The following is a 26359-nucleotide window of genomic DNA, read 5'->3' on the forward strand; positions in this document are numbered from 1 at the left end:
AGTATCGTACCGTCGCTCGGCGAGCAATTGCTGATCGCGCCCACGATTCATTGCAACAATGCCGCGAGCGCCAAAGAGCACGAAATTTACTACACATATGCAGCGACCGCTTGCTGCCGCCTGAATTTCTCAGCGCCCGGCCCAGCGCCAAGCCGCCAAGGAGCCAAGGAGCCAGCGAACAGCGCCTGCCAGCGCGCACCCGAGACGTGGCTTGGAGAGGCCAGAAGCGAAGAAGTTCTTCAAAGCACCTCTTCAAAGCACTCGACTAAATACAAGCCAGCGTGCGCGATACGGTCAACATCGGCGCAAGATCGGGTAAAATGGCCGCTTCACGCGTTTTCCGGATAAATCTGACCTATGCCCGATCACTCCAAGCCATCGCATGGCACTGCGCACCGCAAGACCGTACCACATCGTCGTTTACTTCTGAAGGGATTAGCCGCTCTCCCGCTGGCCTTGCCCTTCCGCTCAGCCAGCGCCGGCACCGCCAAATACCAACTGAAGTTTCGCCACACGCACACCGACGAATTGCTCGACGTCGTTTTTCGCGACAACCGCGGCTACATCGCCCCCGCCATTCAGCGCATGAACTGGCTGCTGCGCGACCACCGCTCCGGCGAGATGATCCACATGGATCCGCAGTTGTTCGATATTCTGCATGCACTGCGCGCACGTTGCGGCGGCGAAACCTTCGAAATCATTTCAGGCTACCGCTCACCGCTCACTAACGCATCGCTGCGTAGCCACAGGCGCGGCGTCGCCAAGAATAGCCTGCACATGGACGGACGTGCCATCGATGTGCGCCTGGTCGGTTTCGATACTGCGCGCCTGAGCCAGGCGGCAGTGGACCTGGGAATTGGCGGCGTCGGCTATTACCCCAGAGCCGACTTCCTGCACGTCGACACCGGCGACTTTCGTACCTGGGGCGCGGCGCGGAGCTGAGCGGCAGCCAGCCATTGCCTGGCCATCGCCAGCACCGCCGTGCAGGACAAGGATAGCCGCTGGCAGGCAGCAGCGCCGAGCCCGCGTCGGCAAGGCCCGACCTCCGCCACGACCTCCACGACCGCCGCTCGAAAGTGCAGAAAATGATCGACGACCTGTTTTCCCGCCTTGACAGCGAAGATCAGCGCCGCGAAATCCTCGCCGATGGCGCCATGTTGCTGCATGGCTGCGCGCACGCCCAAGCGCCGGCCTTGCTCGCCGCGGTGGACGAGATCGCCGCGGCAGCACCTTTCCGCCGCATGCAGACGCCCGGCGCCTTGCGCATGTCGGTGGCCATGAGCAACTGCGGTGCGCTCGGCTGGATCAGTGGCCGCCAGGGCTACCGCTATTCGCCGCTCGATCCGGACAGCGGGCGGCAGTGGCCGGCGATGCCCGCCGTTTTCTGCGAGCTTGCCCAGAAGGCAGCCGCCGCAGCCGGTTTTCCTGGCTTCACGCCGGATGCCTGCCTGATCAACCGCTATGAACCGGGCAGCAAGCTCTCGCTTCACCAGGACAAGGACGAGCCCGATCTCGGCGCGCCGATTGTCTCGGTGTCGCTCGGCTTGCCGGCTGTTTTTCTCTTCGGCGGACTGCAGCGCAAGGAGCCGACGACGCGGCTCCTGCTGGCGCACGGCGATGTCGTCGTCTGGGGCGGCCCTGCCCGCCGGCGTTACCACGGCGTACAAACACTCAAGCAGGGGCTCTTCCCGGAAACCGGGAATTGCCGCATCAACCTCACTTTTCGCAAAGCGGGCCCGCCGGGCCGCCAATGAGCACCCGCTTCAGCTGCTCAATACCCCTGCCCGCATCCTTTCGAGCCGGCGACATTCTGGCTTTCCACCGCCGTGATGCGCAGGAAATTGCCGAACGCGTCACCGCCAGCTCCCTGCAAAAGGGCCTGTTCTGGGCGGCAGCGCCGGCCTGTCTCAGCATTCATTTCGCGGCAGACATGGCCACCGCCAAACTCGACATCGACGACAGCGACGACAGCGACGACAGCGATGGCATCAGCAGCATCGCCGGCAACGCGGCCACGCGCAGCGAAGCCGCCTTCCAGGCCATGCTGCGCCGCATGCTCGGCCTGACGCAGGACATCGAGCAGTTCGCCAGCCATTATCACCAGCATCCACAGCTCGGCCCGCTGATTGCCGGCCATCCCGGTTTGCGCGTACCACTCACGGCCACGCCCTTCGAAGCCTTGACCTGGGCGATTACCGGCCAGCAAATCAGCGTCAGGGCCGCCGTCTCGGTGCGGCGGAAACTGATTGTCGCGACCGGCCGGCGGCATTCGAGCGGTCTGTTTTGCTATCCGGAGGCCAGGCAGATCGCTGCACTGAGCGAGGATGACTTGCGGCGGGCCGGTTTCTCAATGAGCAAGACGCGTAGCCTGCGCTCCCTTGCGCAAGGGGTGCTCAGCGGCAAGCTGCCGCTGGCCGCATGGCTGATGACGCTGCCAATCGACGAGATCCGCGAGCAGCTTCTCGGCGTGCCCGGGATCGGCCCGTGGACCGTCAACTACGCCCTGCTGCGCGGATTCGGCAACCTGGACGGATCGCTGCATGGCGACGTCGCCGTGCGCCGCAAACTGCAAGCGCTGCTCGCATCCCCGGAGAAAATCAGCGAAGCGCAAGCGCGCGACTGGCTGGCACCGTTCACACCCTGGCGAGCCTGGTCGCCGCCCACCTCTGGGCCATGCCCACGCGCACCTAGCCCCTCGTGGGAGAGAGGCAAATGGTCACCAGCACAAGCCAAGCACTCGCCCCGTCGCGCCTCAAACAGCCACCGCAACCAATTCCGGCTTGAGCACCTCGACCAGTACCCGTGGCGCGATACCCACCAGATAACCGCGGCGGCCGCCGTTGATGTAGATCTTGTCGAGTTCGAGAATGCTGCGCTCGACATACACCGGCATCGCCTTGCGCGTACCAAAAGGGCTGGTGCCGCCAAGCAGGTAACCGGAGTGTCGATTGGCCACCGCCGGACTGCACGGCGAAATCGTCTTGACGCCGATATGACGCGCAAGCTGCCGGGTCGACACCTCACGATCGCCGTGCATGAGCACGATCAGCGGCCGCTTCCCGTCGTCTTCCATGACCAGCGTCTTGATCACCGCATGCTCAGCGATGCCCAACTCGCGGCAGCTGACGGCCGTGCCGCCCTGCTCTTCGTAGGCGTAAGGGTGATCAGTGAAAGCGACACGCGCCGCGCGCAAGACGCGCATGGCCTGCGTAACCGGGAGTTTTTCCTGCGACATGGCCGAATTCTAAGCCGAGAGCATCGCAGCGCACCAGACCACCGTCGCCTGGAGCGCTCGCTGCCGCAGTGGTCTTACTCGCCGAGTTCATCCACAATGGCCCAATGCAAAGCCAAGCCAAGCAAACCAATGAAAGCAAGCATCCTGCACATCGACGCCGCCTACCGGGGTTTTTTTGAACTTCGTCGCCTCACCGTCGAGCACGATCTCTTTGACGGTGGCAGCAGCGGCCCGTTACTGCGGGAAGTCCTGCATCGAAGTGACGTCGCTGCTGCCCTCCTCTACGACGCCAGCACCGACAAGGTCGTGCTCGTGGAACAGTATCGTGCGGGCGCGCACCTGGCGGGAGAAAACCCGTGGCTGATCGACATTGTCGCCGGCCGCATCGAGGCCGGGCAGACGCCCCTCGACACAATCCGGCGCGAAATCACGGAGGAATCAGGGCTGACGCCGACCGTCATCGTGCCCATCGGCATCTATCTCACGGCGCCACACCTGTCCAGCGAACACGTGCATCTCTATTGCGCGGCGGTGGATGCTGGCAACGTTGCCGGATGCCATGGCCTGGCGCACGAAGCTGAGGATACCCGTCCGCTCGTGCTGGCTCGCAGCGAAGCACTGGCGGCGATGGCAACGCAGCCCTTGTCCCTGTGGGCTGGCTTGGCGCTCGCCTGGCTTGGTAACGAGCAGCGGATCCCCCCCTCTCCCGCAGCCCCTCCCCCGCGAGGGGGGAGGGGAGCTTGACCGTGCGCGCGGTGGCGTTGATGGCTAGGCCCTCCCCCACGAGGGTTGAGGGGAGCAGGTCACTGGCAGAACCGAGGCTTGCGATTACACGCTTGCGATTACATTACAGGTGGCCGTCCGGGTCGTTTGCCCGCGAAGACTTTGCTGCACGGCATGGCTGGCAGGGGAGACAGATCAGGGAGTGGCCAGCCGGCAGACATCGACCCACTCGCCCTTGGTCACCGCCGCCAACTGTGCGGGACTGATCCGGATGGCCGTGTGGAGCGCACCGGCAGCGGGCAAGACCTCGTCGAAGTCCTGCAGCGATCGATCCAGATAGATCGCTAGTGGCTGCGCCAGAGCGAAGGGACAGACGCCGCCCACCGGGTGCCCGGTCAGCTCGACAACCTCATCCGGCGGCGACATTTTGCCTTTCCCGAAGGCCGCCCTGAACTTGCGGTTATCAATACGGGCATCACCGCGTGCCACGAGAATGATGACCCGGCCATCCGCCAGGCGAAAAGCGAGCGTCTTGGCGATGCGACCAGGCTCGACGCCGTGCGCTTCGGCAGCCAAGGCAACCGTGGCGGTGCTGACTGCCAATTCGATGATCGGCAGATCCAGATCGCGGGCAGAAAAGAAATCACGTACGGATTGCAAGCTCATTGCGGGTCTCGTAAAGCACGCGCCAAGCCAGATGGGCGCGCGCCGGATATTAGCGGCCCAAGCTCCGCCCGGCAAGCCCTCGCCTTGTCCGCCCTGGAAGGCACGCATGCGATGCTTCAGATGCAAATCTCGACGGTGATGACCCTTGGCAACGATTTCAGTGCTTGGCGCCGCCCTCACCCCGATGCGAAAACACCTTGTCACCTTCTTCCATCCGCAAGATTGCCTTGACAGCGCCGATATTTCGCTGCTGAGGAGCCGCGCACTGCGACACCGGCGAGATCTTCCAACTGGCGGCGTGACTTTGTTGATCATCTCGGCAAGAATGACGGACAACGCCAGCCCAACGCTTCACTACGGGGGCACGTGGAAATCTCGCTGCCGCTATCGCCGACAATCGAGGTGCTGAATCGGGCCTGAGCCTCTCGATACGTGCTCCGCCTGCCAGCGCTGGTGGAGCGAGGATGGCAACGGGAGTTTTGTCCCACGTTTTTTTGTCCCGGCTTCGGGCTCCCGGCGCCGGGATCGGCGAGGGACGAGCGGCAAGCGGCAGAAATCACAGCAATGAACCGTAATGGCGTGCCGCGCACGCCGCCTATTAACAACAGGAGTAAATATTCGTGGCCAAACAGTTATTGATCTATGAAACGGCAGTGCCGGTTTCCGCGACGCGTCATGCCGGCGTGTCCCTGGAAGGGAGCGACAGCTATGCCTTCAGCGCGGCTATCAATGCCGTGCCGCTGACGGCAGTCGAGTTTCCGCGAGCCACGGCCGAGTACGCTGTCGTCTTTGCCGCCGACGGCGAGGAACTCATGCCGGTGGTGATACTCGGCATACGCAACGAACAAAACCTCTACCTGGCGCCGGACGGGCACTGGACGGCCGACTACATTCCGGCCTTTATCCGCCGCTATCCCTTCGTTTTTGCATCCACGGCCGACGGCAAATCGCTCACCCTGTGCATCGACGAGTCGCACCCCGGCGTGAACCGCGAAGGCCGCGGCAACGCCCTCTTCGGCGACGACGGCAAGCCGACGCCCTACGTCGACAAGGTGCTCGAATTTCTCAAGGATTATCAGGCGCAATTCGAACGCACCCGGGTTTTCGGTCGCCGCCTCAAGGATCTCGGGCTGCTCGAACCGATGCAGGCGACCGTCAGCACGCCGAAGGGAGAGAAACTGAGCCTCGGCGGTTTCATGGTCGTCGGCCGCGACAAACTGCGCGCACTTTCCGGCGAGACCCTGCAGCAGCTCGTGAAGAGCGACGAGCTCGAGTTGCTGTACCTGCATCTGGCGTCCCTGCGCAACTTCAACACCGTCAAGGACCGCCTGGTCGGGACCCTCGCCGACGAGCAGCCAGCGACCGATGGCGCCTGATTCCGCCCTTCCCATTCGACCTTCCATATTGCCCCGTTAGCACGTTGCCCATTCCAAATTCCCGCGCCTCCTCGCAATGACGGTAATGACGGTGGCTGCGGGAGAATGATGTCGGCAAGCGGGATGCCCGGCTGCCGCTCGCCTCACTTCGCCTCCTGAACGGCGGCCTTCGGTTAATCGTTCTTTGCCTTGGGAACAAGCCCGCATGTTGATCACTGCCGCATTCATTGTCCTGGTCTTCGGCTACAGCCTGGTGTCGCGCCGGCTGGAAAGCACGCCGCTTACCGCTCCCCTCCTGTTCACCGCGGCCGGTGTGCTGATGTTGCTCTTCCCGGCAGCGTCCAGGGAACTGTTCCTCGACCGCAAGGCGCTGCTGCTGATCGCCGAAGTTGGCCTGGTGATGACCTTGTTCACCGACGCCTCGCACATCAGCCGCCGCGCCTTGCAGGACAATCACAGGTTGCCGGTGCGTTTGCTCAGCGTCGGCATGCTGCTCACCATACTGCTCGGGGCGGCGGCGGCGATGGTGTGCTTCGCCGGACTGTCGTGGTGGGAGGCCGGCATTCTCGCCGCGATTCTTGCGCCCACCGACGCCGGCCTCGGACAGATCATCGTCAACAGCCCGCGCGTGCCGGCACGCATACGGCAGGCGCTCAACGTCGAGGCAGGGCTCAACGACGGACTGGCGGTTCCCTTCCTGATGCTGTTCATTGCCCTTGCTGCCGCCATCGAGGAAGGCGTCGGCGCACGCAGCGTCCTGGCGCATTTTCTCCTCGAACAGATTGGCTACGGAACCGCGCTCGGACTGGCGATCGGGCTCGGCGGGGGTCTGCTGATGGGGCTGGCGCAGCGCCGGCAGTGGATGTCGCCCGAGCTTGGCCAGCTTGGCGTCGTGGCGATGCCGCTCCTGTGCATACTGGCCGCGGAGGAGTCCGGGGCGAGCATGTTCATCGCCGCCTTCGTGGCCGGCCTGGCGGCACAGGTCGGCTTCCCGAAAGTGGGGCGCCACAGTGTCGAGTTCACCGAAGGCTGGGGGCAGCTGTTCAATTGGTTCGTCTTCTTCCTGTTCGGATTGCTCTTCGCGCTCGACTGGCAGGATTTCACTCCGCTCATCGTCCTCTACGCAGTTCTCAGCCTGACGGTCGTGCGCATGCTGCCTGTCGCGCTGGCCGTCGCCGGCATTGGACTCAGTCGCGCAACGGTGCTTTTCCTCGGCTGGTTCGGCCCGCGCGGCCTGGCGTCGATCGTCCTCGGGCTGGTTTATCTGGAACAGCAGGCGAATCTGCCCGGCGAGAACACCATTCGTCTGGCGGTGATGGCTACCGTGCTGCTCAGCGTTGTCGCGCATGGTTTGAGCGCCAAGCCGGGCATCGAGCGCTACGCCCGCAGTTGCAACGCACTGCCAGCGGACGCCCCGGAACACGCAGCCATCAATACGCCGGTAGAGAAATGAAATAGCGAAATAAGGAAATAGCAATCCGTCGAAGCCAGGCGGGCAGACGCAGCATTTGGCGCTCGCAGCCGGATCGGGACCAGGATCGGGATTGAATTCGGGTCGGCGAGCAGCCTCCTGGCGTCGCCCAAGCAGCGGCCAGCGGCTATAATACCCTCCGCTTCTGGCCGCCCTGTTTTCTGCGACCCCCAAATCACCTAGCAAGGAACCCACGTGAACAAACCTGCCCGACTCAAGCAGAACCTCGCCGCACTCTTTCTCGTCGCTTCACTTGGCGTGCTTTCCGCTTGCTCGAGCGTCGAGACGCAGCCCGAGTCACGCAATCTCGACAGCGCACAAATCAAGCAGGAGCGCAAAGAGACGCTGGCCATGGCGAAGACCGCGCTCGACAAGCTTTACGCAACGCAGCCCGACGCTCGTGCCGTCGTCACGGGCGCCGTCGGCTATGGCGTCTTCGACATCACCGTGGTCAACGCGCTCGTCGTCGTCGGCTCACGCGGCCCGGGCGTGATTTTCGACAATGCGACGGGCAAGCCAACCTATATGCAGGCGATTCGCGCCGGTACCGGTCCCGGTCTGGGCTACCAGACCATGTATCAAATCTTCGTCTTCAAGTCCGCGGCAGCACTCGATCAGTTCAAGATCGGCGGCAAGGCAGGCGGCGATGTCGGCGCGTCCGCGAGCGCCGGCTCGGCGGGAGGAACCATCTCCTTCAATCCCTACATCGACGTCTACCAGTTGACCGAGAAGGGCTTCGCGCTGCAGGCCAACTGGGGTGCCGCAGCCTATTACGTCGATCCGGACCTGAACTGACTCGGCGACAAAGTCGATTCCTGTCCAGCGTACCCGGAGATGACGGCAAGTGAGTTCCCCTTCGTTCAATGATACTGATGTCGTGCTGCGCGATGGACGTGCGGTACGCCTGCGTGCGATGCACTGTTCGGACGAGGGTGAACTCCTGCAATTCTTCGAGCGACTGGACCCGGAAACCCGCTATATGCGCTTCATGCACCTGGTCAGCAAACCCGACGTGAAGCGCTTGCGCAGGGTGCTCGCATTCATTCCCGAGCGCTGCACCGGCATCGTCGCCACCATCCCGGCTGACGATGGGATCGACGTCGTGGGCGGCAGCTCCCTGATGATTGGCCAGGATCCCGCGAACTGCGAATTCGCGGTCACCGTCACCGCCGCATACGCTCGAACCGGCCTTGGGCACACCCTGATGAGCGCGCTGATCGCTGCGGCGAAAGCGCGCGGACTGGTGGAAATGGAAGGTTTCGTGCTGCGCGCCAACACGGCGATGCTTCGGCTCGCCAACCGCCTCGGCTTCACGACCTCCGCCGATCCCGAAGATTTCTCGGTAGTCATCTGCCGACTACGGCTCGACGCGCCCGTCGATCGCCTCGCCCAAGCGTAAAAAGCGTACAGCAATTAGAGCGAAGCGCGCGCCTGTGGAAGCCCACGCGGCTGAAGCGGGCAGCGCGGCTCGCTTTGCTGCTGGCAGTCGAGTCGCTAGCCGCGATCTTGCAACCCTGATTACAGCCCGAGCACTTGGCAGGTGTGGCGGGCGATCATCAGCTCCTCGTTGGTCGGCACCACCCACGCGGAAACCTTGCTGTCGACGCTGCTGATGCGCGGACCGCCCTGCTCGTTGGCTGCCGGGTCGAGGTCGATGCCCAGCCATTTCGCCTTTTCGCAGACCAGGCGGCGGATATAGGCGCTGTTTTCGCCGATGCCGGCGGTGAATACGAAAGCGTCGATACCGCCGAGTACCGCTGCCAGCCCGCCGAGTTCGCGGCTGATGCGATAGACGAAATGATCGATCGCCAGCCGCGCGCGTGGTGAGTCACTCTCCTGCAGTACGCGCATGTCGTTGCCGATGCCGGACAGGCCGAGCAGGCCGGAGCGCTTGTAGAGCATACTCTCGACGTCTCTGGCGCTCATCCCTTCCTGCTGCAGCAGATAGAGGATGATGCCCGGGTCCAGGTTGCCCGGTCGCGTACCCATCAGCAGTCCGTCGAGGGCGGTGAAGCCCATCGAACTGCCGACGCTGCGACCGTTGTCGATCGCGCACATGCTGGCGCCGCTGCCGAGGTGTGCCACGATCACACGTCCGCTGGCGATTTCCGGCGCCAGCTCCGGCAGAGTGGCCGCGATGTACTCATAGGACAGGCCATGGAAGCCATAACGCCGGATACCGCGCTCGTAATACTCATAGGGCAGACCATAGAGCTGTGCGACCGTCTCCTGCGTGCGGTGGAAAGCGGTATCGAAGCAGGCGACTTGCGGCAATTCGGGCCTGGCCTCTGCCACCGCCCGGATGGCCGCAAGATTGTGCGGCTGGTGCAACGGTGCCAGCGGCACGAAGGTAGCGAGCATCTCCATGGCCTGCGGCGTGAGCAGTAGCGGCGCCGAGTAATCCGGCCCGCCATGCACGACGCGGTGACCGACGCCGACCAGCTCCTGGCCTGAAAAGCGCGCGCGCAGCAGGGTGGCGATCGCCTGTAAAGCCTGTCCGTGGTTGGCGACTTCGCTCGTCGTCCACTGCTCATCGGCAATGACACTGCCGTCGGCACCCTTGGCTTTGAGTCGCGGTGCCGTGCCCAGCCCTTCGATCTGGCCGACGGCCATGGCACTGAGAAGACTCGCAGCGCCGACGTTAAAGATCGAGAATTTCAGGCTCGAGGAACCGGCGTTGAGGACCAGAATTCCGTTTCCCATTTCAGCCTCCCACTTTGCTTGCGTCCTGCGCCAGCACGGCACTGGCCATCAGGCAGGCAACGGCGCACGAGGCGAGCTTGGCACGCCGGTTATCGGCACGGCTGGTGAGGATGATCGGCACGCGCGCGCCGAGCACGATGCCCGCACCATCGGCATTGCTCATGAAAGTCAGCTGCTTGGCGAGAATGTTGCCGGCGGCGAGGTCGGGAACGACAAGAATGTCGGGATCGCCGGCGACGACCGAATCGATCTTCTTGATCCGCGCGGCTTCCTTGCTGATCGCGTTGTCAAGGGCCAGCGGGCCGTCGAGAATGGCACCCGTGATCTGACCACGGTCGGCCATCTTGCACAGCGAAGCGGCATCCGTCGTGCACACCATCCGCGAGTTGATGCCTTCGACGGCGCAAATGATCGCCACCTTCGGCTGCACGATACCCAGCACATGCGCCAGGTCGATGGCGTTCTGGCAGATGTCGCGTTTGCAGTCGAGATCCGGCGCGATGTTGATTGCCGCATCGGTCACGATCAAGGGCTTGTGGTAAGTCGGCACATCCATCAGGAAAGCATGCGTGATGCGCCGCTCGGTGCGCAAACCGGTTTGCCGATTGACCACCTCGGCCATCAGTTCGTCGGTGTGCAAGCTTCCTTTCATCAGCGCCGCGGCTTCTCCGAGGCGCACCAGCTCGACGGCGCGAAAGGCGGCGGCGTGGCTATGCGGCACGTCTTCGACGCGTACCCCGCCAAGGTCGAAGCCGAACTCCTCGGCCACCGCGCGCAGCCTGTCCAGCGGACCAACCAGGATCGGTTCGATGAGGTTTTCGCGGGCGGCCTCGAGAGCAGCGCCGAGCGAGGATTCATCGCAGGGATGCACCACCGCCACCGCCACCGGCGGCAGTTTCCCGCAGCGTTGGACAAAGCTGTCAAAGCGGTCGTGGCTCTGAATCGAGACCTTGGCAGCGTCCGGACGGTCCATGATGATCCGGGTATGCGGCGCAATGACCCGGGCAATACCGCTCATGATCGTCTCGCCGCGGGCGTTGACGCCAAGGCAGTCGAAAGTCACTTTGCGCGTCTCGGCAAATTTTTCTCGTGCCGCGATGCTGATCGTGATCTCCTCGCCAATGCCCAGCGGTGCGTGGAACTCGAGATCCTGACCGGCGTACACGGTGCCCGGCCCGGGCAGCTCGTTGCCGAGCAATCCGGAGATCTGGGCGCCCAGCCACATGCTGTGCGCGCTCAACTCCTTGGCGCCGAGTTGCTTGACCAGCTCGAGGTCGAGATGGGTAGGATTAACGTCACCTGAAACGGTCGCGAAAAGCTGCACATCCCGCACCGTCAGCGTGCGCTTGATGCTCGCCGTATCGCCAATGTTGATCTCGTCGAAACAACGGTTCTCAAGGGTATCTTTGGTCATCATGTACTCGTCGTGGATAAGGATTTTATTGTCTCGCCGGCAAGGCGCCTCTGCTCGTCCCGCTCTTGCGCTGACAACTCCCGCCAGTGCCTGATGGCTGGATGGCGGCCCGGAACGTCCATTCTAGCGTATCGCGCGAAAACGGCGAAGGCACGACCCGTCGCGGCATGAACCGCGCTCAGCACGGCCCGCTGCCATCCGGTCGGAACAGGGTACGGGGATGAAAACCACTTGCCGAAGCGGGCGGCGAGACCGACTTTGGCTTATGATGATGCCTGGGCAAGCCAGGCAGGCGGGCTCTTCTCAACTACGCTTTTCAGGGAGTGGTGACATGAACCAGACATCTTTTTCGCAGGTTTCTCAATTGTCCCGGTGGCTGCTGATGGCCACCTTGAGCGCTCTGCTGGCCCCTGCTGCGGCCATCGCCGCAGACCGCGCGGCGCTCGAAAGAGACGCACGCAGCGCCTATCAGAAATTGATCGACAAAATCCCTGCGGCGAAAGTTTTGTCCAGGGACGCTGTCGCCATCCTCGTTTTTCCGACGATCATCAAGGCCGGTCTCGTCGTCGGTGCGCAATACGGAGACGGCGTCCTCTTCAAGGCCGGCAAAGCAAGCGGCTACTACAACACCTCGGGTGCTTCGTACGGACTTCAGGCCGGCGCTCAACAATACGGTTATGCGATGTTTTTCATGAAAGAACAAGCGCTCCAGACCTTGAATCAGGCCGAAGGATTCGAAGTCGGCGTTGGCCCATCGATTGTCGTGGTGGATGAGGGAATGGGCAAATCGATGACCTCGACGACCGTGCAGGACGACATCTACGCCTTTGTCTTCGGGCAAACAGGTCTGATGGCCGGTGTTGGCCTGCAGGGCAACAAGATCACCCGACTCAAGAACTGATTGTCGGCGCGCAAGTCGGCCCGCGCCAGCGCAGCGCTCCAGCCGACTGGCATGGCCCAGGATACGGCTTCGCGGTACACCAGCCACTATTACTTCCCGTAACGCTGCCAGCCACGCTGTTAACCACACTCCCAGACAGCCATTGACAAACTACGTGCTCCACCGCTCGCCAGCGGGCGATGGCTTTAATCAAAAAAGAGATCCGGATGAACTCAGCTCCCCGCCAAAGCGGCATTCTTCTGCACCCGACCTCCTTGCCCGGACCGCATGGCTCGGGCGACCTCGGCACTGCCGCTTTCCACTTCGTCGACTGGCTGGTTGCCGGCGGCCAATCGCTGTGGCAACTCCTGCCGCTGACCGGCCTTGGACCCGGTAACTCGCCCTACTCCAGTCCCTCCGCTTTCGCCGGCAACGAGTTGCTGATCGACCTGGTGCAACTGCAGGACGCCGGCTGGCTGACCCCCGCCGATCTCGCCGAAGCTCCGGCTTTCCCCGAACAGCGTATCGACTATGCAGCCGTGCGACCTTTCAGGATGGACCAGTTGCGGCGCGCCGCCGCGCGCTTCTTCGCCTGCGGGAAGACCCCGGAACAGGCGGCATTCGCTGCCTTCTGCGCCGATTCCCGCGCCTGGCTCGACGATTACGCGTTGTTCATGGCGCTGGATATCGCCCATGGCGGTGACAACGGAACGATCTGGCAGCAGTGGCCGGCCGAGCTTGCGCACCGCCAGCCGGAGGCGCTGCGCGCGGCGGAACGCGCACACGCCGACGAAATGAACTTCTGGAAGTTCTCGCAGTGGTGCTTCTACACACAGTGGGCCAAGCTCAAAACCTACGCCAACGCCCATCGCGTCGAGATCGTCGGCGACCTGCCGATCTTTGTCGCCGAGCATAGCGCCGATGTGTGGGCAAACCCGGGGCTTTTCGACCTCGACAAGAGCGGTCGTCCGCGCGTCGTCGCCGGAGTCCCGCCGGACTACTTCAGCGAGACCGGACAGCGCTGGGGAAACCCGCTCTACCTGTGGTCGGCACACGCCGCCGAGCACTATCTCTGGTGGGTAGATCGCATGCGGCAAATGATGACCCTCTGCGACATCGTGCGCATTGATCATTTCCGCGGCTTCGAGTCGTACTGGGAAATTCCGGCCGCGGCCGAAACGGCCATCGACGGCCTCTGGCAACCGGGGCCGGGCGCCGCCGTGTTCGCCGCCATGCGTCGCGAGCTGGCCGACGAACATGGCCAGCTCAAGATCATCGCCGAAGACCTCGGCATCATCACCCCGCCGGTCAAGAAGCTGCGCGAGGATGTCGGGCTGCCGGGCATGCGCATCCTGCACTTCGCCTTCGGCGACGACGCCAGAAACCCCTATCTGCCGCACAACTACGATGCCAATACCGTCGTCTACACCGGCACGCACGACAACGACACCACCTGCGGCTGGTGGGAATCGCTCGAACAGAGCGAAAAGGACCGCGTGCACACCTACCTGGGCGTCGGCAGCGAGAACAGCGAAGAACTGTGCTGGTATCTGATCCGTCTCGCGTTTTCCTCGGTGGCCCGCTATTGCGTCATACCGATGCAGGATGCACTGGCCCTCGATAGCACGCACCGCATGAACCAGCCGGGTGTCGGCGGGGGATCGTGGGAATGGCGTTACCGCTGGGATCAGGTCGCAGCCTGGCACTCCGAACGCCTGTTCGATCTGACCTGCCTCTACGGCCGCGACTACGCGAGCCAGCGCCCCGATGAAGCCGACGCAAGCTGATCATCACCTGCAGGCCGTCGCCTCAAGCTCGTCACGACCAGTACCCGTCAGCAGATGATGCTCGCTTCGACCGAGCTAAACGCGATCCACACTGGCCTGAACAAGGGCGAGTTCTTCGTCGAGTACCTGCCCATGGTTTCCCTCGGCGATCACAGCTGCCTGGGGGCAGAAGCGCTCATCCGCTGGCGGCGACCTGACGGCGCCGTCGTTCTTCCCGACGAATTCATCCCGCTGGCGGATAACACCCCGCTCTCCGGGCTGATTACCTACTGGCTGATCGACACGCTGGCTGTCGAAGTCGGCGGCTGGCTGCGCGCGCACCCGCAGGCCCATCTCAGCCTCAACGTGCCGCCCGAAATCCTCGGTCGCGGCGGCCTGGAGTACGCCGCCGTCAAGTCCGGTCTCGGCGAGTTTCGCGCGCAGCTGATTCTCGAAGTGACCGAGCGCGGAATTCCCGACCAGCTCGGTTTGATGGCCCTCAACAGCATGTTTCATGGCGGCATCAAGCTCGCCCTCGACGACGTGATGATGAGCGGCACCAATCTGGCGCTCATTTCGCGTTGCAACTTCCAGGTCATCAAGCTCGACCGCCTGCTGACTGCCGAGATCACCCCGGAGTGCCCACATCCGGACTGGTTGCGTAGCCTGGCCGGACTCCTGCAGGCGAGCGAACTTACCGTCGTCGCTGAAGGCATCGAAACCGACACCCAGTTGCAGGCCCTGCGCGCCGCCGGCGTGCAGTGGGGACAGGGCTACCACTTCTCGCCGCCGCTGGCCATCGCCGAGTTCATCGCCTGGTACGAGAAATGGGGGAAAACCAGCTCCTGCCCCGAGACAAACCGCTTCACTGCCAAGCCGGTCTAGGGTTCCGGGACGTCGGCACAGCGTGTCGCCGGCCGGGCGAAGCGCGTGTCGCTGCAGTTCCTGGTGCTTTTTTCGCGCTCGCGTGCCTGAGCACGCGCAGACTCACTCCCCGAGAGCCTGCTCGCAGTACTGAAGCATGGCGTCGAGGTCCTCGATATCGAGGCCGGCTGACTGCAGGCCGCGCAGGATCGCCAGCGCTTCCTGCAGTGCAGCCACCTACCTCTCGGGTTCCCGATGCCATGCGAGTGCTTGGGCCCTGGCTCAACTGCGCAGTTCGTCCCGATCCCGGAAATACGCCAGCGCCTCGGGGTTGGCCAGTGCCTCGACGTTCTTCACCGCCCGGCCGTGGACGATGTGGCGCACCGCCAACTCGACGATCTTGCCGCTCTTGGTGCGCGGAATATCGGCGACCTGCAGCACCTTTGCTGGCACATGCCGTGGCGTGGTGTTCTGGTGGACCTGCTGCTTGATGCGCTCGATCAGCGCGTCGTCGAGCGTCATTCCTTCGCGCAGCTTGACGAACAGCACGACGCGCACATCGTGCTGCCATTCCTGGCCGATGACCAGCGACTCGACGACTTCCGGCAATTGCTCGACCTGGCGATAGATCTCGGCAGTGCCGATGCGCACACCGCCGGGGTTGAGGACGGCATCCGAGCGGCCGTAGATGATCATTCCTTCGTGGGCAGTGAGTTCGACAAAATCGCCGTGGCACCAGATGTTCGCAAAGCGATCGAAGTAAGCGGCGTGATACTTGGCGCCGTCGGGGTCGTTCCAGAAACCGACCGGCATGGCCGGGAACGGCGCAGTGCAGACCAGCTCGCCGCGCTCGCCACGAGCGGCGGGAATCGGCTGGCCATCGTCGTCGAAGACGTCGACCGCCATGCCCAGGCCGCGGCACTGCAGTTCGCCGCGGTATACGGGAAGAATCGGGCTGCCGAGCGCGAAGCACGAGAGGATGTCTGTGCCGCCAGAAATCGACGCCAGCAGCAGCTCGCCTTTGATGTCTTGATAAACGTAGTCGAAGCTTTCCGGCGCCAGCGGGCTGCCCGTCGAGAACATTGCCCGCAGTGGCCGCAGACGGTGGGTTTCGCGCGGTTTGAGGCCGGTCTTGGCGAGCGCGTCGATGAACTTGGCCGAGGTGCCGAAGTGCGTCATGCGCTCGGCGTCGGCGTAATCGAAAAGGATCGTTCCGGCTTTTCCCGAGGCGCCGGCGATGAACGGCGAACCGTCGTAGAGCAGTAGTGTCGCCTGCGAAGCGAGCCCGGACACCAGCCAGTTCCACATCATCCAGCCGCAGGTGGTGAAGTAGAACAAGCGGTCGCCGGGCTGCACGTCGCTGTGTAGCTGATGCTCCTTGAGATGCTGCAGCAGCGCGCCGCCATGGCAGTGCACGATGCATTTGGGAACGCCGGTGGTTCCCGAGGAAAACATGATGAACAGCGGGTGCTCGAAAGGCAGCGGCACGAAATCGATCCGGCCGGCGGTGAACGGCGCAATGAAGTCGGCGTAGCGCTGGCCTTTGCGCAGCGCGGCAACGTCCGGGCTTGGGTCGAGGTAGGAAACCACGACACAGCGCTCGACGGTCGACATCTGGGCGGCAATCTGCAGATTCTTGGCCGTGCAGTCGATGCGCTTGCCGTTGTACCAGTAGCCATCGACGCAGAGCAGCACCTTGGCTTCGATCTGCCCGAAACGATCGAGCACACCCTGGACACCAAAGTCGGGCGACGCCGACGACCAGATGGCGCCGAGCGAAGCCGTGGCCAGCATGGCGATCAGGGCTTCCGGCATGTTCGGCAGGTAGGCGGCGACGCGATCGCCGCGACCGACGCCGGTCGCCTGCAGGGCCTGCGCACAGCGTGAGACTTGCGCGTACAGCTCGGCCCTGGAAAGACGTCGTTTGACCTGGTCTTCGCCCCAGAAGACCAGGGCGTCGGTGTCGGCCTGGTCTACTTCTTCGCCGCCGCGGCACAGCAGATTCTGCGCGTAATTGAGCTGCGCTTGCGGGAACCAGCGCGCGCCAGGCATGCGCTTGCCGTCTTCGAGAATGCGCTCGCCGCGCTCGCCGCGCACTCCGCACTCTTCCCAGACCGACGTCCAGAACGCCTCCGGCTCGGCCACCGACCAGCGCCAGAGGCTGGGATAGTCGCTGCAAGCGGCATTCCAGCGGCTATTGACGGCAGCCATGAAAGCGCTGAGCCGGGCGCCGGCGATACGTTCGGCGCTTGGGCGCCAGAGAGCCTGCTGGTCCATGTCCCCTCCTCCTTGCTGCGATGGAAAAAGCGTTTAGGCGATTGCCGGAAAAGAACCTACCAGATTGCGCCGGATTTTCGGTCGTCTTCAAGGCGCGACAACAGGCGCATAGTCGAACTACGTAACTGTTGTCGTAACACAGAAGACGGGCGAAAAGACAAGCAAGATGGTAGGTTCTTTGACAGAAATCGCCTTACGACAACTGTGCTCGCCACTCCTCGGGAATCGGCACCGACTTGCCGCTGGCCACGTCCATCCAGACGATCTTGGAATCGCCGGTGGCGTAGAGGGTCTCCTTGTCTTGCAGGCGAATCTCGTAATGCGTCTGCACGCTGCTGCGGCCGGGATGAGCGCAGAACATACGTACTTCGACGAGGCCCGGGTAGTTGAGCGGCACCAGGAAGGTGCACGCGGCGTTGATGATCACCGGTGCCGTGCCGCGCGGCAGCACCTTGAAACCCAGTGTTTCGAGGTACTCGACGCGACACTGCTCCATGTAGCGAAAATAGACGGTGTTATTGACGTGTCCGTAGGCGTCCATGTCGCCCCAGCGGATGGACATCAGGCTGGTCTGGACGAGCTTGCGTTGGCTTGTTGGCATGGTGCTTCCTGTACTTGATGCACGGCGAGTGCTGAAAAGGTACGCCGACGATTGGCGATCGCCGGCGCGGGTGCAAGAAAACGGCCAAACCGCCGGCGGGCCGCCTTCCTCGCTGACGGTCATAACATTTCGGATGAAAGCCATGACCGTCCCCCCCTGACCCTTCTCCCGCGAGGAGAGAAGGGAGTTTCGTGAGTCGCTTACGCGACTTTCACATTACAGCTGCCTAGAACATGTCTTCCGGCAAAGCCATCACGCCGACCGCACCGTCGGTGACGCTACTCGCCAGCCCGGCTGCCCGCGACAGGATGTGGTCGGCGTAGAAACGCGCGGTGACCACTTTTGCCGCGTAGAAGGGATCGGCGTCGCCGGCGTCGATTTTGCTCTGCGCGATCACTGCCGCGCGCGCCATTTGCCAACCGCCGGCGACGATGCCGAGCAAGGTCAGGAAGGGAACCGAACCGGCCGATGCCGCACGAACATCGTCGCGATAAGTGGCCACCACCCAGTCGCCGGCTTCTGCCAGCGCCTCGACGCCAGCCGTCAAGCGCTTGCGAATGGCGACGAAATGACTGCCCGCCTGCCCGGCCAGTTCAGCCAGTTCGGCGTCAAAGGCACGCATGCTGGCGATCAGTGCCTGCAGCGTGGCGCCGCCTTCGCGGGCGATCTTGCGACCGATCACGTCGTTGGCCTGAATGGCCGTGGTGCCCTCGTAGATCGTCGAGATCTGCGCGTCGCGCAGGTGCTGCGCAGCACCGGTTTCTTCGATGTAACCCATGCCGCCATGCACCTGTATGCCCATCGACGCCATGCTCACCCCGCTCTCGGTGCTCCAGCCCTTGACCACGCCGATCATCAGATCGACGAAAGCCTGCTTGCGCTTGCGCTCGGCAGCGTCGGGATGGTGAATGGCGGCGTCGTGGGCGGCGGCAACCACATAAGCCAGCGCCCGTGTGGCCTCGGCGTGGGCGCGCATGGTCATCAACATGCGGCGCACGTCGGGATGCGCGATGATCGCCACTTTCGGCCCGCCACGCTCGCCGATATCGGTGCACTGGATACGGTCGCGGGCGTAGTCGCGCGCCCGCTGATACGAGCGCTCGCAAGCGGCAACGCCTTCCAGGCCGACGCCGAAGCGCGCGGCGTTCATCATGATGAACATGTACTCGAGACCACGATTCTCTTCGCCGACGAGGTAGCCGACAGCGCCGCCATGGTCGCCGAAAGCCATGATCGCCGTTGGGCTGGCGTGAATGCCCAGCTTGTGCTCGATCGATACGCAATAGGCGTCGTTGCGCTCGCCAAGGCTGCCGTCGTCATTGACCATGAACTTCGGTACGACGAACAGTGAAATGCCCTTGACGCCTTCGGGAGCCGTCGGTGTCCGCGCCAGTACCAAATGGACGATGTTCGCGGCCATGTCGTGGTCGCCATAGGTGATGAAAATCTTCTGCCCGAAAATCTTGTAGCTGCCGTCGGCCTGCGGCTCGGCACGGGTGCGCACGGCGGCCAGGTCGGAGCCGGCATTCGGCTCGGTGAGGTTCATGGTCCCGGTCCACACGCCGCTGACCATCTTTTCCAGATAGTCCTTCTTGAGCTTCTCGGAACCGGTGAGCACCAGCGCCTCGATGGCGCCGTTGGTCAGCAAGGGGCACAGAGAAAAGGAGTGATTGGCCGACTTCCACATCTCGGCAACCGCCGCCGCAAGCACCTTCGGCAGGCCCTGACCGCCCCACTCCGGCTCGCACGCCAGCGCCGTCCAGCCACTGTCGGCGAACAGCTTGTAGGCCTCCTTGAAGCCGGCGGGCATGGTCACCGCCTTGTCGTGCCACTTGGCGCCTTCGAGGTCACCCGGAATGTTGAGCGGCGACAGCACTTCCTCGGCAAACTTGGCGGCCTCTTCGAGAACCGCGTCAACGAGATCGGGCGTGGCCTCTTCGCAACCGGGAAGCTGCGCCACCTGTTCGAGCCCGGCGAGTTCATTGAGCACGAACTGCATATCGCGGATTGGGGCAAAGTATTCACTCATTTCATTCTCCTTCAAATTCGCCAGGGGAAACGGTCATCAGCGGCAAGACCGTTGGGGATGGATTGTAGGTACTTGTCGGTACTATTCGCGGCGCTATTTTGGGTGCAATTGCGGGTGCTATTGCGGGTGCTATTGCGGGTGCTATTGCGGGTGCAATCGATCTCGCAATAGCCGTCGCCTTCGCCTGCGCTCGTCACTTTTTTTCCGAGGAACTGCACATCGTCAAAGTCGGCGAGAAGATCCGGTCGATAAACAGCAAACAGGGTCGCCATCATTCCCGACAGCCAGGCCTCGGAAAAACCGAGCAGCAGAAAATAGGGTAGATATTCGGCAGCCAGGTAATCACCGTCGTAGGCCCCCGCCAGCACCAACAGCGTGCACGCCGCCAGGCCGACCGCAATCACTGCCAGCGCCGCGGCAAAGAAGCCCTTGCAGAAGATGTACACGAACATGTGGCGCGGCAGCAAGTGATCGACCAGGCGATGTAGCGTATGACTGACGGCAACGCCAACGCCGGCCATCAGCAAGGCGTTTATGGCAAAGCTTTGCCAGCCGGCAAAACCATTCAGCCCGACCCCGAGCAGCACCAGACAGAGGCCGATAAAAGCCAGCGCCCAGCCGAAGCACAGGGTAAACACCGTTGCCCCGAGCAGGTGCAGCGAAAGGCCGGGTTTGACCCCGGCCTGCAGGTGCCAGAGTACGATCAGGGCAACGATGGTCGCCAGGAAGGCATTCAGGCGTGCGCCGTCGGCCAGCACGGGCCACGGCGCCCGCCGCAGGGCAAGCAGCGCGACCCCGACGAAGACCATCCAGGACAGCAGTAGCCACCCACTCCCGAGGAGGCCGTCCGGCAGGTTCACGCTGCCCGTTGCCCGACTGTGTTCAGCCGAGCTCGGCGAGCAATGCCGGCAGGACCTCGAAGAGGTCGCCGACCAGGCCGTAATCGGCAACCTGGAAGATCGGTGCCTCGGCATCCTTGTTGATGGCGACGATCACCTTGCTGTCCTTCATTCCCGCCAGATGCTGAATCGCACCCGAGATGCCGACGGCGATGTACAACTGCGGCGCAACGATCTTGCCGGTCTGGCCCACCTGGTAGTCGTTGGGAGCGTAGCCGGCATCGACTGCCGCCCGCGAGGCACCCACCGCAGCGCCCAGCTTGTCGGCCAGCGGCTCGAGCAGTTTGTGAAAATTGTCGCCGTTAGCCATGCCGCGACCGCCGGAGACGATGACTTTGGCGGCCGAGAGTTCGGGACGCTCGGACTTGGTCAGTTCGCGATTGATGAGCTTGCTCTGCGCGAGATCGGGACCGGCAGCCAGGCTTTCGACGGCGGCGCTGCCCCCCTCGCCCGCCGCTTCGAAAGCGGTCGTACGCACGGTCAGCACCTTGACGGCATCGCTCGACTGCACGGTGGCCAGGACGTTGCCCGCGTAGATCGGGCGAACAAAGGTGTCCGGCGCTTCGACGGCGACGATCTCCGAGATCTGCGCGACGTCGAGCAGCGCCGCGACGCGGGGCATGAAGTTCTTGCCGATCGTTGTTGCCGCGCTGACGATGTGGCCATACGCAGCCGCATTGGCCACGACCAGTGCGGCAAGGTTTTCGGGCGACTGGTCAGCGTATTGAGGGGCATCGGCGAGCAGGACCTTGCCGACGCCGGCGATTTTCGCCGCCGCTTCGGCGGCAGCCGCGCAGCCGCTGCCGGCAACCAGCAGATGAAGCTCGGCGCCGATCCGGGTCGCCGCAGTCACGGCATTGAGCGTCGCCGCCTTGATCGAAGAATTGTCGTGTTCAGCAATGACGAGTATGGCCATGATCAGATCACCTTCGCTTCAGTCTTGAGTTTCATCACCAGGTCGGCGGCGTCGGCCACCTTGATGCCGGCGCTACGCTTCGGCGGCTCGGCGACCTTCAGGGTTTTCAGGCGCGGCGTCACGTCAACACCCAAGGCTTCCGGGTTGGTCGTCTCGAGCGGCTTGCGCTTGGCTTTCATGATGTTCGGCAGGGTCGCGTAGCGCGGTTCGTTGAGACGCAGGTCGGTAGTCAGTACCGCCGGCAGTCCGATTTCGATGCTTTCCAAACCGCCGTCGATCTCGCGGGTGACCGTCGCCTGCTGACCGGCAACGACAATTTTGGAGGCAAAGGTCGCCTGCGGCCAGCCCATCAGGCCAGCCAGCATCTGTCCGGTCTGGTTGGCGTCGTCGTCGATCGCCTGCTTGCCACAGATGACGATCTGCGGCTGCTCCTTCTCGCACACCGCCTTGAGCAGCTTGGCGACCGCGAGCGGCTGCAGGTCGACATCGCTCTGGATCAGGATGCCGCGGTCGGCGCCAATGGCCATCGCCGTGCGCAGGGTTTCCTGACAGTTGGCCACGCCGGCCGAAACGGCCACCACTTCGCTGGCGATCCCGGCTTCCTTGAGACGTACCGCTTCTTCAACAGCGATCTCGTCGAAAGGGTTCATCGACATCTTGACGTTGGCCAGATCAACGTTGCTGGCGTCCGCCTTGACGCGCACTTTGACGTTGTAATCCACCACTCGTTTGATTGGCACGAGAATCTTCAAAACTTTCTCCTTTATCACTGCAAGGTAATCGACATTGATCGCGACCAAGGCAACAGCCCGCGGATAACAGCGCTGACCGTTGACCGGAAAACAGGCCATACTCTGTCGTATGGATGGCGTACGGTACCGTATGGAAAAACAGCTGTCAACACCGTCGGCGAGGACAGTGCGACGCTAGCCAGCAATATTGCCTCAGTTACGCGATTCAGGAAAGCCCCGCTCGTCAGCATGGTCACGACGCAGGGAGCCGACAACCAGCGTTTGACATTGTCGAACGCGCACCGGACAATAGCCCATACTATGTCGTATGGATGGTGTGTGCCAAGCGACCGCTACTGTTACCGTTTGCCCGACGCGCGAGACCAATTAAGGAAGCAGCCAAGGATGAAAACCGAGAAGACCAGCGCCCGCGTAAGGCTCGACCGTGACGAATGGATCGAAGCGGCCATTGATGTTCTCGCCGAGCAAGGGCTGCAGGGGATGCGCATCGAAGTCCTGGCCAAGAACTTCGGCGTCACCAAAGGCAGCTTCTACTGGCATTTCAAGGACCGCCAGGATCTGGTCGACGGCGTCCTCGCAACCTGGCGCGACGGCCGCATCCGCGATATCAACAAGCAGACGGGCGCCAGTACTGGCCACGAGCGCGAACAGCTACTGCATCTGATCGATGTCTATGGCGCAACGCGCAACCGCAAGGGAATCTCGATCGAACTGGCGGTGCGCGAATGGGCCCGACGCGACGCCCAGGCGGCGGCCATCGTCGAGGAAGTCGACACCTGGCGCCTGGAATGCACACGCCAACTCTTCGTCCGCCGCGGCCTCTCCGACGACGAAGCCAAGAGCCGCAGCCTGCTGCTCTACGCCTATGTCTTCGGGCAAAGCCTGATGGCCTGCGAGCGCTACGATCCGGCGGTTGGCGAGCTCAAGCGCTGGATTGCCGAACTGATCGTCAAGGAGTAGAGCCCATGAAAGCTTCACCAATCCCGTCCGGGAGCGAACCCTCGCGCATCGAGATCGATGCCCTCGAAGTACCCGCGATCGTCGAGTTCGGCGCCTCGTGGTGCGGCTACTGCCGTGCCGCCGAGCCATTGATCGCCCAGGTCCTGGCCAATCATCCGCATCTCGCGCACATCAAGATCGACGACGGCCCTGGCCGCTCCCTGGGACGATCATTTCGCGTAAAGCTCTGGCCGACCCTGGTCTTCATGCACCGTGGCAAGGAAGTCGCGCGCCTCGTCCGGCCTGGCGATGCGCGCGAAATCGAGCGCACGCTCGCACAGTTTCCAGCCACCGTGTAAGTGCCCGCGGCCGGCAAGCGCGTGTGCAGCACGCCACAAGTGGCCGTTCGAAGTCGTGCCGCAAGCGTATCGATGCCGGCAGACGGCGACCGCTTTCAGCTTGGCCGCGACCGCCTATCAGGGGCTTGCCGGGCCAACTGCGAGAAGTCAACTGCGCTTGGTGGGCGCTCATACGCGGCCCTCGCCGGCGCTTGATTTCCTGTCCATCGGCGATGCTGGCGACCTAGCTTTCACCAGTGAGGTGCGACCCCACATGAAGATCGTCCTGGCACCAAATGCCTTCAAGGGCAGCCTCGCCGCCATGGCTGCCGCTGTGGCCATGGAGCGCGGAGTGCGCGCGGCTTTCCCCGCGGCAGAGGTTATCAAAGTCCCCGTGGCGGACGGGGGCGACGGGTTGACGGAAGTGCTGATCGATGCGCTGGATGGCCAGGCGCGGGTGGTCACGGTGCGCGGCCCCCTCCGCGAGCCGATTCAGGCGACCCTGTGCCATGTCCCGGCCTTGGGGCTGGTGGCGGTGGAGATGGCGGTGGCCAGCGGCCTGGCCCTGCTCACCCCGCAGCAGCGCAACCCAAGCCTGACTACGACCTATGGAACCGGCGAGCTAATTCGTGCAGCACTGGATATGGGAGTTCGCCACGTCGTCGTGGGTATCGGCGGCAGTGCCACCAACGACGGCGGCGTTGGCATGGCGACCGCCCTGGGCATGCGCTTTCTTGACGTCGCTGGTAAGCCGGTGCCGCCGGTCGGCGGTGCCCTGCGACAAATCCACCGCATCGATGCTGGCGGACTGGATCCCCGCCTGGCCAGGCTGCGCTGTGAAGCCATCTGCGACGTCGATAACCCACTGCTCGGAGCGCGTGGTGCGGCCCATGTCTATGGCCCGCAGAAGGGCGCCTCGCCGGCACAGGTGGAGGAACTCGACGCAGGTCTGGCCCATTTGGCCGATGTCATCGCCTCTGACCTGGGACGGGACGTCCGTGACCTCCCGGGAGCCGGCGCCGCTGGCGGGCTGGGGGCCGGGCTGCATGCTTTTCTGGGCGCCGAACTGCGCCGTGGCGTGGACCTGGTGTTGGACCTGGTAGGGCTTGATGGCCATCTCAGCGGAGCCGATCTGGTCATCACGGCTGAGGGCCAGATCGACTTCCAGACCGCCTTCGGTAAGGCCCCGGCCGGGGTCGCCCAGCGGGCCAAGGAGCGGGGCATTCCGTGCATGGCCATCGCCGGCGGCATCGGCGATCGCCTCACCGATTTGCACCACATCGGCATCGACGCCGTGTTTAGCCTTTGTCACGGCCCAATGACCCTCAAACAGGCCATGCAGGGGGGGGCTTCGCTCCTGCAAGCGGCGACGGAACAAGTGGTGCGCTGTTTCTTCAGCGCCTCCCGCCCAGTGCGCTAGTGTCGTGCCGCACTCCGTGTCGCATTTCCTCAAGCGCCGGCGACGAAAGGAGTTCTGGTTTCTCCAACCTCACGGTGATGCCACTGCCCTTTCCTGCAATGCTGAAACTTTCGGAGCTCAGGTCGTAGCCGACAGAATACTGCACTGCTCTCGGCAAACTTCAGGATGACGGTAGCTTCCGACTTGCTGCCCAGGTTGACCTTCTGATGAGCTCGCATAGACATAAACCCAGCGTTTGTATTCCACTTCGACCACCTAAAAAAACCTCCAATATTTCCACAATCTCCCTCCTCAATTGCCTTGCAAACTGGCTCCATGTTGAGTGACGTGAGGAGAATCAAGTGACTAAATATTGGCTGGCTTTGCTCGGAACAGTGGTCGTCTGGCCGACGGTAGTCATAGCACAGGAAAGGCTGCCCCATCCCGTTGTCAGTACCGGCCAACGACTCTGTTATGACGATTACCGAGAAAATGCTTTCCTCCCGGCTGGACGATGGTTTAATGGTGAGGATGCTAAAAACATTACTCGGTCGATGCGTTATGCCTTGGGTACAGATGGGCTGTGTCTTCTTGACCTGAGTCGCCAATCCGAGGCAAATCGATCACGAATCGCGCCTTTCCTCAATACGAAGTATTTTGCATTTGCTTACGGCTTTCCCGAAGAAGGGGAGCGTTCGACTGATTCGCAATCTTCCTCTGCGACGCTTTATGCAGATCACGGCAGCAAGCTTATCGGGTAAATTTTGCTGACGGCAGGATCAAGGCTTACGACCCAAGTAAGGGCTGATTAACGCGTTTTTCCCGTCGAGCCAGAAACGCAAGGAATTGACTGCATTGAAGCAGCAGTTTCGCGAATCGATTAAATCAGCGTTTCCTTGGAGCCCTCGCGCATCTCCCCGAGCGGGGGCGCACGGGCGGCCATCAGGCGCGGCGGCGATGTCGGCTCCCACGGAAGTGTCAGGATGTTGCGCGCGGCGCACGCGGTGACCATGTGCTTGGTAGCGATCGAGCGACTTGCGCTCCAGCTGCAAAGCAGCGCCCTGGCGGCACCCAGGGCGCGCCTCGGCACGACAGTTTCAGCACGACAATC

General features: G+C 63.1%; 24 protein-coding genes and 2 pseudogenes. 15 read left to right on the forward strand and 11 right to left on the reverse strand.

What is annotated here, in order from left to right; translation table 11 throughout:
- Positions 1 to 357 precede the first annotated feature (357 nt).
- From E4Q23_RS11230 to E4Q23_RS24840, 3 genes and pseudogenes are all read left to right on the forward strand, one after another.
- Positions 358 to 942: a YcbK family protein gene (locus E4Q23_RS11230; protein ID WP_169066714.1), complete on the forward strand. Its 585-nt coding sequence runs from the start codon at positions 358 to 360 to the stop codon at positions 940 to 942.
- Positions 943 to 1085: 143 nt separating this feature from the next.
- Positions 1086 to 1754 (forward strand): DNA oxidative demethylase AlkB, encoded by a 669-nt coding sequence (alkB, locus tag E4Q23_RS11235; protein WP_169066715.1) that lies wholly within the window; start codon positions 1086 to 1088, stop codon positions 1752 to 1754.
- 299 nt (positions 1755 to 2053) lie between these two features.
- A pseudogene (locus tag E4Q23_RS24840) lies at positions 2054 to 2554 on the forward strand (DNA-3-methyladenine glycosylase family protein); the annotation flags it as partial.
- Positions 2555 to 2752: 198 nt separating this feature from the next.
- On the opposite strand, the gene ybaK reads toward E4Q23_RS24840, so the two are convergent.
- Complete coding sequence (gene ybaK, locus E4Q23_RS11245; protein WP_169066741.1) at positions 2753 to 3235, reverse strand: Cys-tRNA(Pro) deacylase; 483 nt, start codon at positions 3233 to 3235, stop codon at positions 2753 to 2755.
- A 150-nt stretch (positions 3236 to 3385) separates the two neighbouring features.
- Here ybaK and E4Q23_RS11250 point away from each other — a divergent pair.
- Positions 3386 to 3979 (forward strand): annotated as a pseudogene (locus tag E4Q23_RS11250) (NUDIX domain-containing protein); the annotation flags it as partial.
- A 174-nt stretch (positions 3980 to 4153) separates the two neighbouring features.
- Here E4Q23_RS11250 and E4Q23_RS11255 read toward each other — a convergent pair.
- Complete coding sequence (locus tag E4Q23_RS11255) at positions 4154 to 4624, reverse strand: YbaK/EbsC family protein (RefSeq protein ID WP_169066716.1); 471 nt, start codon at positions 4622 to 4624, stop codon at positions 4154 to 4156.
- Positions 4625 to 5244: 620 nt separating this feature from the next.
- On the opposite strand from E4Q23_RS11255, the gene E4Q23_RS11260 reads away from it, so the two are divergent.
- The 4 genes from E4Q23_RS11260 to E4Q23_RS11275 all read left to right on the forward strand — a co-directional run bounded on the left by E4Q23_RS11260 (position 5245) and on the right by E4Q23_RS11275 (position 8870).
- Complete coding sequence (locus E4Q23_RS11260) at positions 5245 to 6000, forward strand: SapC family protein (RefSeq protein ID WP_169066717.1); 756 nt, start codon at positions 5245 to 5247, stop codon at positions 5998 to 6000.
- A gap of 205 nt (positions 6001 to 6205) precedes the next feature.
- Positions 6206 to 7453, forward strand: a complete 1248-nt coding sequence (locus tag E4Q23_RS11265) for a cation:proton antiporter (RefSeq protein ID WP_169066718.1) — start codon at positions 6206 to 6208, stop codon at positions 7451 to 7453.
- Between the two features lie 213 nt (positions 7454 to 7666).
- The gene (locus E4Q23_RS11270; protein ID WP_169066719.1) at positions 7667 to 8266 is read left to right on the forward strand and encodes a hypothetical protein; all 600 of its coding nucleotides are present in this window, start codon (positions 7667 to 7669) and stop codon (positions 8264 to 8266) included.
- A 49-nt stretch (positions 8267 to 8315) separates the two neighbouring features.
- Positions 8316 to 8870: a GNAT family N-acetyltransferase gene (locus E4Q23_RS11275; RefSeq protein WP_169066720.1), complete on the forward strand. Its 555-nt coding sequence runs from the start codon at positions 8316 to 8318 to the stop codon at positions 8868 to 8870.
- Between the two features lie 119 nt (positions 8871 to 8989).
- On the opposite strand, the gene E4Q23_RS11280 is transcribed toward E4Q23_RS11275, so the two are convergent.
- Positions 8990 to 10174, reverse strand: a complete 1185-nt coding sequence (locus E4Q23_RS11280; protein ID WP_169066721.1) for an acetate/propionate family kinase — start codon at positions 10172 to 10174, stop codon at positions 8990 to 8992.
- 1 nt (position 10175) lies between these two features.
- Positions 10176 to 11588 (reverse strand): bifunctional enoyl-CoA hydratase/phosphate acetyltransferase, encoded by a 1413-nt coding sequence (locus E4Q23_RS11285; protein WP_169066722.1) that lies wholly within the window; start codon positions 11586 to 11588, stop codon positions 10176 to 10178.
- A gap of 331 nt (positions 11589 to 11919) precedes the next feature.
- Here E4Q23_RS11285 and E4Q23_RS11290 point away from each other — a divergent pair, with 331 nt between their 5' ends.
- The 3 genes from E4Q23_RS11290 (at position 11920) to E4Q23_RS11300 (ending at position 15119) form a co-directional block, all read left to right on the forward strand.
- Positions 11920 to 12489 (forward strand): YSC84-related protein, encoded by a 570-nt coding sequence (locus tag E4Q23_RS11290; protein ID WP_169066723.1) that lies wholly within the window; start codon positions 11920 to 11922, stop codon positions 12487 to 12489.
- Between the two features lie 179 nt (positions 12490 to 12668).
- Positions 12669 to 14255, forward strand: a complete 1587-nt coding sequence (gene malQ, locus E4Q23_RS11295) for a 4-alpha-glucanotransferase (RefSeq protein ID WP_169066724.1) — start codon at positions 12669 to 12671, stop codon at positions 14253 to 14255.
- A gap of 57 nt (positions 14256 to 14312) precedes the next feature.
- Positions 14313 to 15119: an EAL domain-containing protein gene (locus E4Q23_RS11300; protein WP_169066725.1), complete on the forward strand. Its 807-nt coding sequence runs from the start codon at positions 14313 to 14315 to the stop codon at positions 15117 to 15119.
- Positions 15120 to 15380: 261 nt separating this feature from the next.
- On the opposite strand, the gene E4Q23_RS11305 is transcribed toward E4Q23_RS11300, so the two are convergent.
- The 6 genes from E4Q23_RS11305 to E4Q23_RS11330 form a co-directional block, all read right to left on the reverse strand.
- Positions 15381 to 17375: an acetoacetate--CoA ligase gene (locus E4Q23_RS11305; protein WP_169066726.1), complete on the reverse strand. Its 1995-nt coding sequence runs from the start codon at positions 17373 to 17375 to the stop codon at positions 15381 to 15383.
- A gap of 193 nt (positions 17376 to 17568) precedes the next feature.
- A complete protein-coding gene (locus E4Q23_RS11310) occupies positions 17569 to 17976 on the reverse strand; it encodes a thioesterase family protein (RefSeq protein ID WP_169066727.1) in 408 nt (135 codons plus the stop codon).
- A 226-nt stretch (positions 17977 to 18202) separates the two neighbouring features.
- The gene (locus tag E4Q23_RS11315; RefSeq protein ID WP_169066728.1) at positions 18203 to 20005 is read right to left on the reverse strand and encodes an acyl-CoA dehydrogenase C-terminal domain-containing protein; all 1803 of its coding nucleotides are present in this window, start codon (positions 20003 to 20005) and stop codon (positions 18203 to 18205) included.
- Between the two features lie 11 nt (positions 20006 to 20016).
- On the reverse strand, positions 20017 to 20865 hold the full coding sequence (locus tag E4Q23_RS11320) for an energy-coupling factor ABC transporter permease (protein ID WP_336511670.1): 849 nt from the start codon (positions 20863 to 20865) through the stop codon (positions 20017 to 20019).
- Positions 20866 to 20887: 22 nt separating this feature from the next.
- Positions 20888 to 21820, reverse strand: a complete 933-nt coding sequence (locus E4Q23_RS11325) for an electron transfer flavoprotein subunit alpha/FixB family protein (RefSeq protein WP_169066729.1) — start codon at positions 21818 to 21820, stop codon at positions 20888 to 20890.
- Between the two features lie 2 nt (positions 21821 to 21822).
- The gene (locus E4Q23_RS11330; RefSeq protein ID WP_169066730.1) at positions 21823 to 22572 is read right to left on the reverse strand and encodes an electron transfer flavoprotein subunit beta/FixA family protein; all 750 of its coding nucleotides are present in this window, start codon (positions 22570 to 22572) and stop codon (positions 21823 to 21825) included.
- Positions 22573 to 22956: 384 nt separating this feature from the next.
- On the opposite strand from E4Q23_RS11330, the gene E4Q23_RS11335 reads away from it, so the two are divergent.
- From E4Q23_RS11335 to E4Q23_RS11350, 4 genes are all read left to right on the forward strand, one after another.
- Positions 22957 to 23532 (forward strand): TetR/AcrR family transcriptional regulator, encoded by a 576-nt coding sequence (locus tag E4Q23_RS11335; protein WP_169066731.1) that lies wholly within the window; start codon positions 22957 to 22959, stop codon positions 23530 to 23532.
- 5 nt (positions 23533 to 23537) lie between these two features.
- Entirely contained in the window at positions 23538 to 23870 is a 333-nt protein-coding gene (locus E4Q23_RS11340) for a thioredoxin family protein (RefSeq protein ID WP_169066732.1), read from the forward strand.
- A gap of 253 nt (positions 23871 to 24123) precedes the next feature.
- Positions 24124 to 25269 carry a glycerate kinase gene (locus E4Q23_RS11345; protein ID WP_169066733.1) on the forward strand — a complete coding sequence of 382 codons (1146 nt, stop codon included), beginning with the start codon at positions 24124 to 24126 and terminating at the stop codon, positions 25267 to 25269.
- 341 nt (positions 25270 to 25610) lie between these two features.
- A complete protein-coding gene (locus E4Q23_RS11350) occupies positions 25611 to 26009 on the forward strand; it encodes a hypothetical protein (protein WP_169066734.1) in 399 nt (132 codons plus the stop codon).
- Between the two features lie 119 nt (positions 26010 to 26128).
- Here E4Q23_RS11350 and E4Q23_RS23270 read toward each other — a convergent pair.
- Positions 26129 to 26359, reverse strand: a 231-nt coding sequence (locus E4Q23_RS23270) for a hypothetical protein (protein WP_211203728.1), incomplete at its 5' end; no start/stop codon positions are given.

This window comes from Candidatus Accumulibacter phosphatis (assembly GCF_012939955.1).
Lineage (GTDB): Bacteria > Pseudomonadota > Gammaproteobacteria > Burkholderiales > Rhodocyclaceae > Accumulibacter > Accumulibacter delftensis.

Excerpts from the sequence above, each read along its gene's own strand:
- E4Q23_RS11230 (WP_169066714.1), top strand. The coding sequence starts at position 358 with ATGCCCGATCACTCCAAGCCATCGCATGGCACTGCGCACCGCAAGACC.
- alkB (WP_169066715.1), top strand. The coding sequence starts at position 1,086 with ATGATCGACGACCTGTTTTCCCGCCTTGACAGCGAAGATCAGCGCCGC.
- ybaK (WP_169066741.1), bottom strand. The coding sequence starts at position 3,235 with ATGTCGCAGGAAAAACTCCCGGTTACGCAGGCCATGCGCGTCTTGCGC.
- E4Q23_RS11255 (WP_169066716.1), bottom strand. The coding sequence starts at position 4,624 with ATGAGCTTGCAATCCGTACGTGATTTCTTTTCTGCCCGCGATCTGGAT.
- E4Q23_RS11265 (WP_169066718.1), top strand. The coding sequence starts at position 6,206 with ATGTTGATCACTGCCGCATTCATTGTCCTGGTCTTCGGCTACAGCCTG.
- E4Q23_RS11280 (WP_169066721.1), bottom strand. The coding sequence starts at position 10,174 with ATGGGAAACGGAATTCTGGTCCTCAACGCCGGTTCCTCGAGCCTGAAA.
- E4Q23_RS11285 (WP_169066722.1), bottom strand. The coding sequence starts at position 11,588 with ATGACCAAAGATACCCTTGAGAACCGTTGTTTCGACGAGATCAACATT.
- E4Q23_RS11290 (WP_169066723.1), top strand. The coding sequence starts at position 11,920 with ATGAACCAGACATCTTTTTCGCAGGTTTCTCAATTGTCCCGGTGGCTG.
- malQ (WP_169066724.1), top strand. The coding sequence starts at position 12,669 with ATGGCTTTAATCAAAAAAGAGATCCGGATGAACTCAGCTCCCCGCCAA.
- E4Q23_RS11300 (WP_169066725.1), top strand. The coding sequence starts at position 14,313 with ATGCTCGCTTCGACCGAGCTAAACGCGATCCACACTGGCCTGAACAAG.
- E4Q23_RS11305 (WP_169066726.1), bottom strand. The coding sequence starts at position 17,375 with ATGGACCAGCAGGCTCTCTGGCGCCCAAGCGCCGAACGTATCGCCGGC.
- E4Q23_RS11310 (WP_169066727.1), bottom strand. The coding sequence starts at position 17,976 with ATGCCAACAAGCCAACGCAAGCTCGTCCAGACCAGCCTGATGTCCATC.
- E4Q23_RS11315 (WP_169066728.1), bottom strand. The coding sequence starts at position 20,005 with ATGAGTGAATACTTTGCCCCAATCCGCGATATGCAGTTCGTGCTCAAT.
- E4Q23_RS11325 (WP_169066729.1), bottom strand. The coding sequence starts at position 21,820 with ATGGCCATACTCGTCATTGCTGAACACGACAATTCTTCGATCAAGGCG.
- E4Q23_RS11335 (WP_169066731.1), top strand. The coding sequence starts at position 22,957 with ATGAAAACCGAGAAGACCAGCGCCCGCGTAAGGCTCGACCGTGACGAA.
- E4Q23_RS11340 (WP_169066732.1), top strand. The coding sequence starts at position 23,538 with ATGAAAGCTTCACCAATCCCGTCCGGGAGCGAACCCTCGCGCATCGAG.
- E4Q23_RS11345 (WP_169066733.1), top strand. The coding sequence starts at position 24,124 with ATGAAGATCGTCCTGGCACCAAATGCCTTCAAGGGCAGCCTCGCCGCC.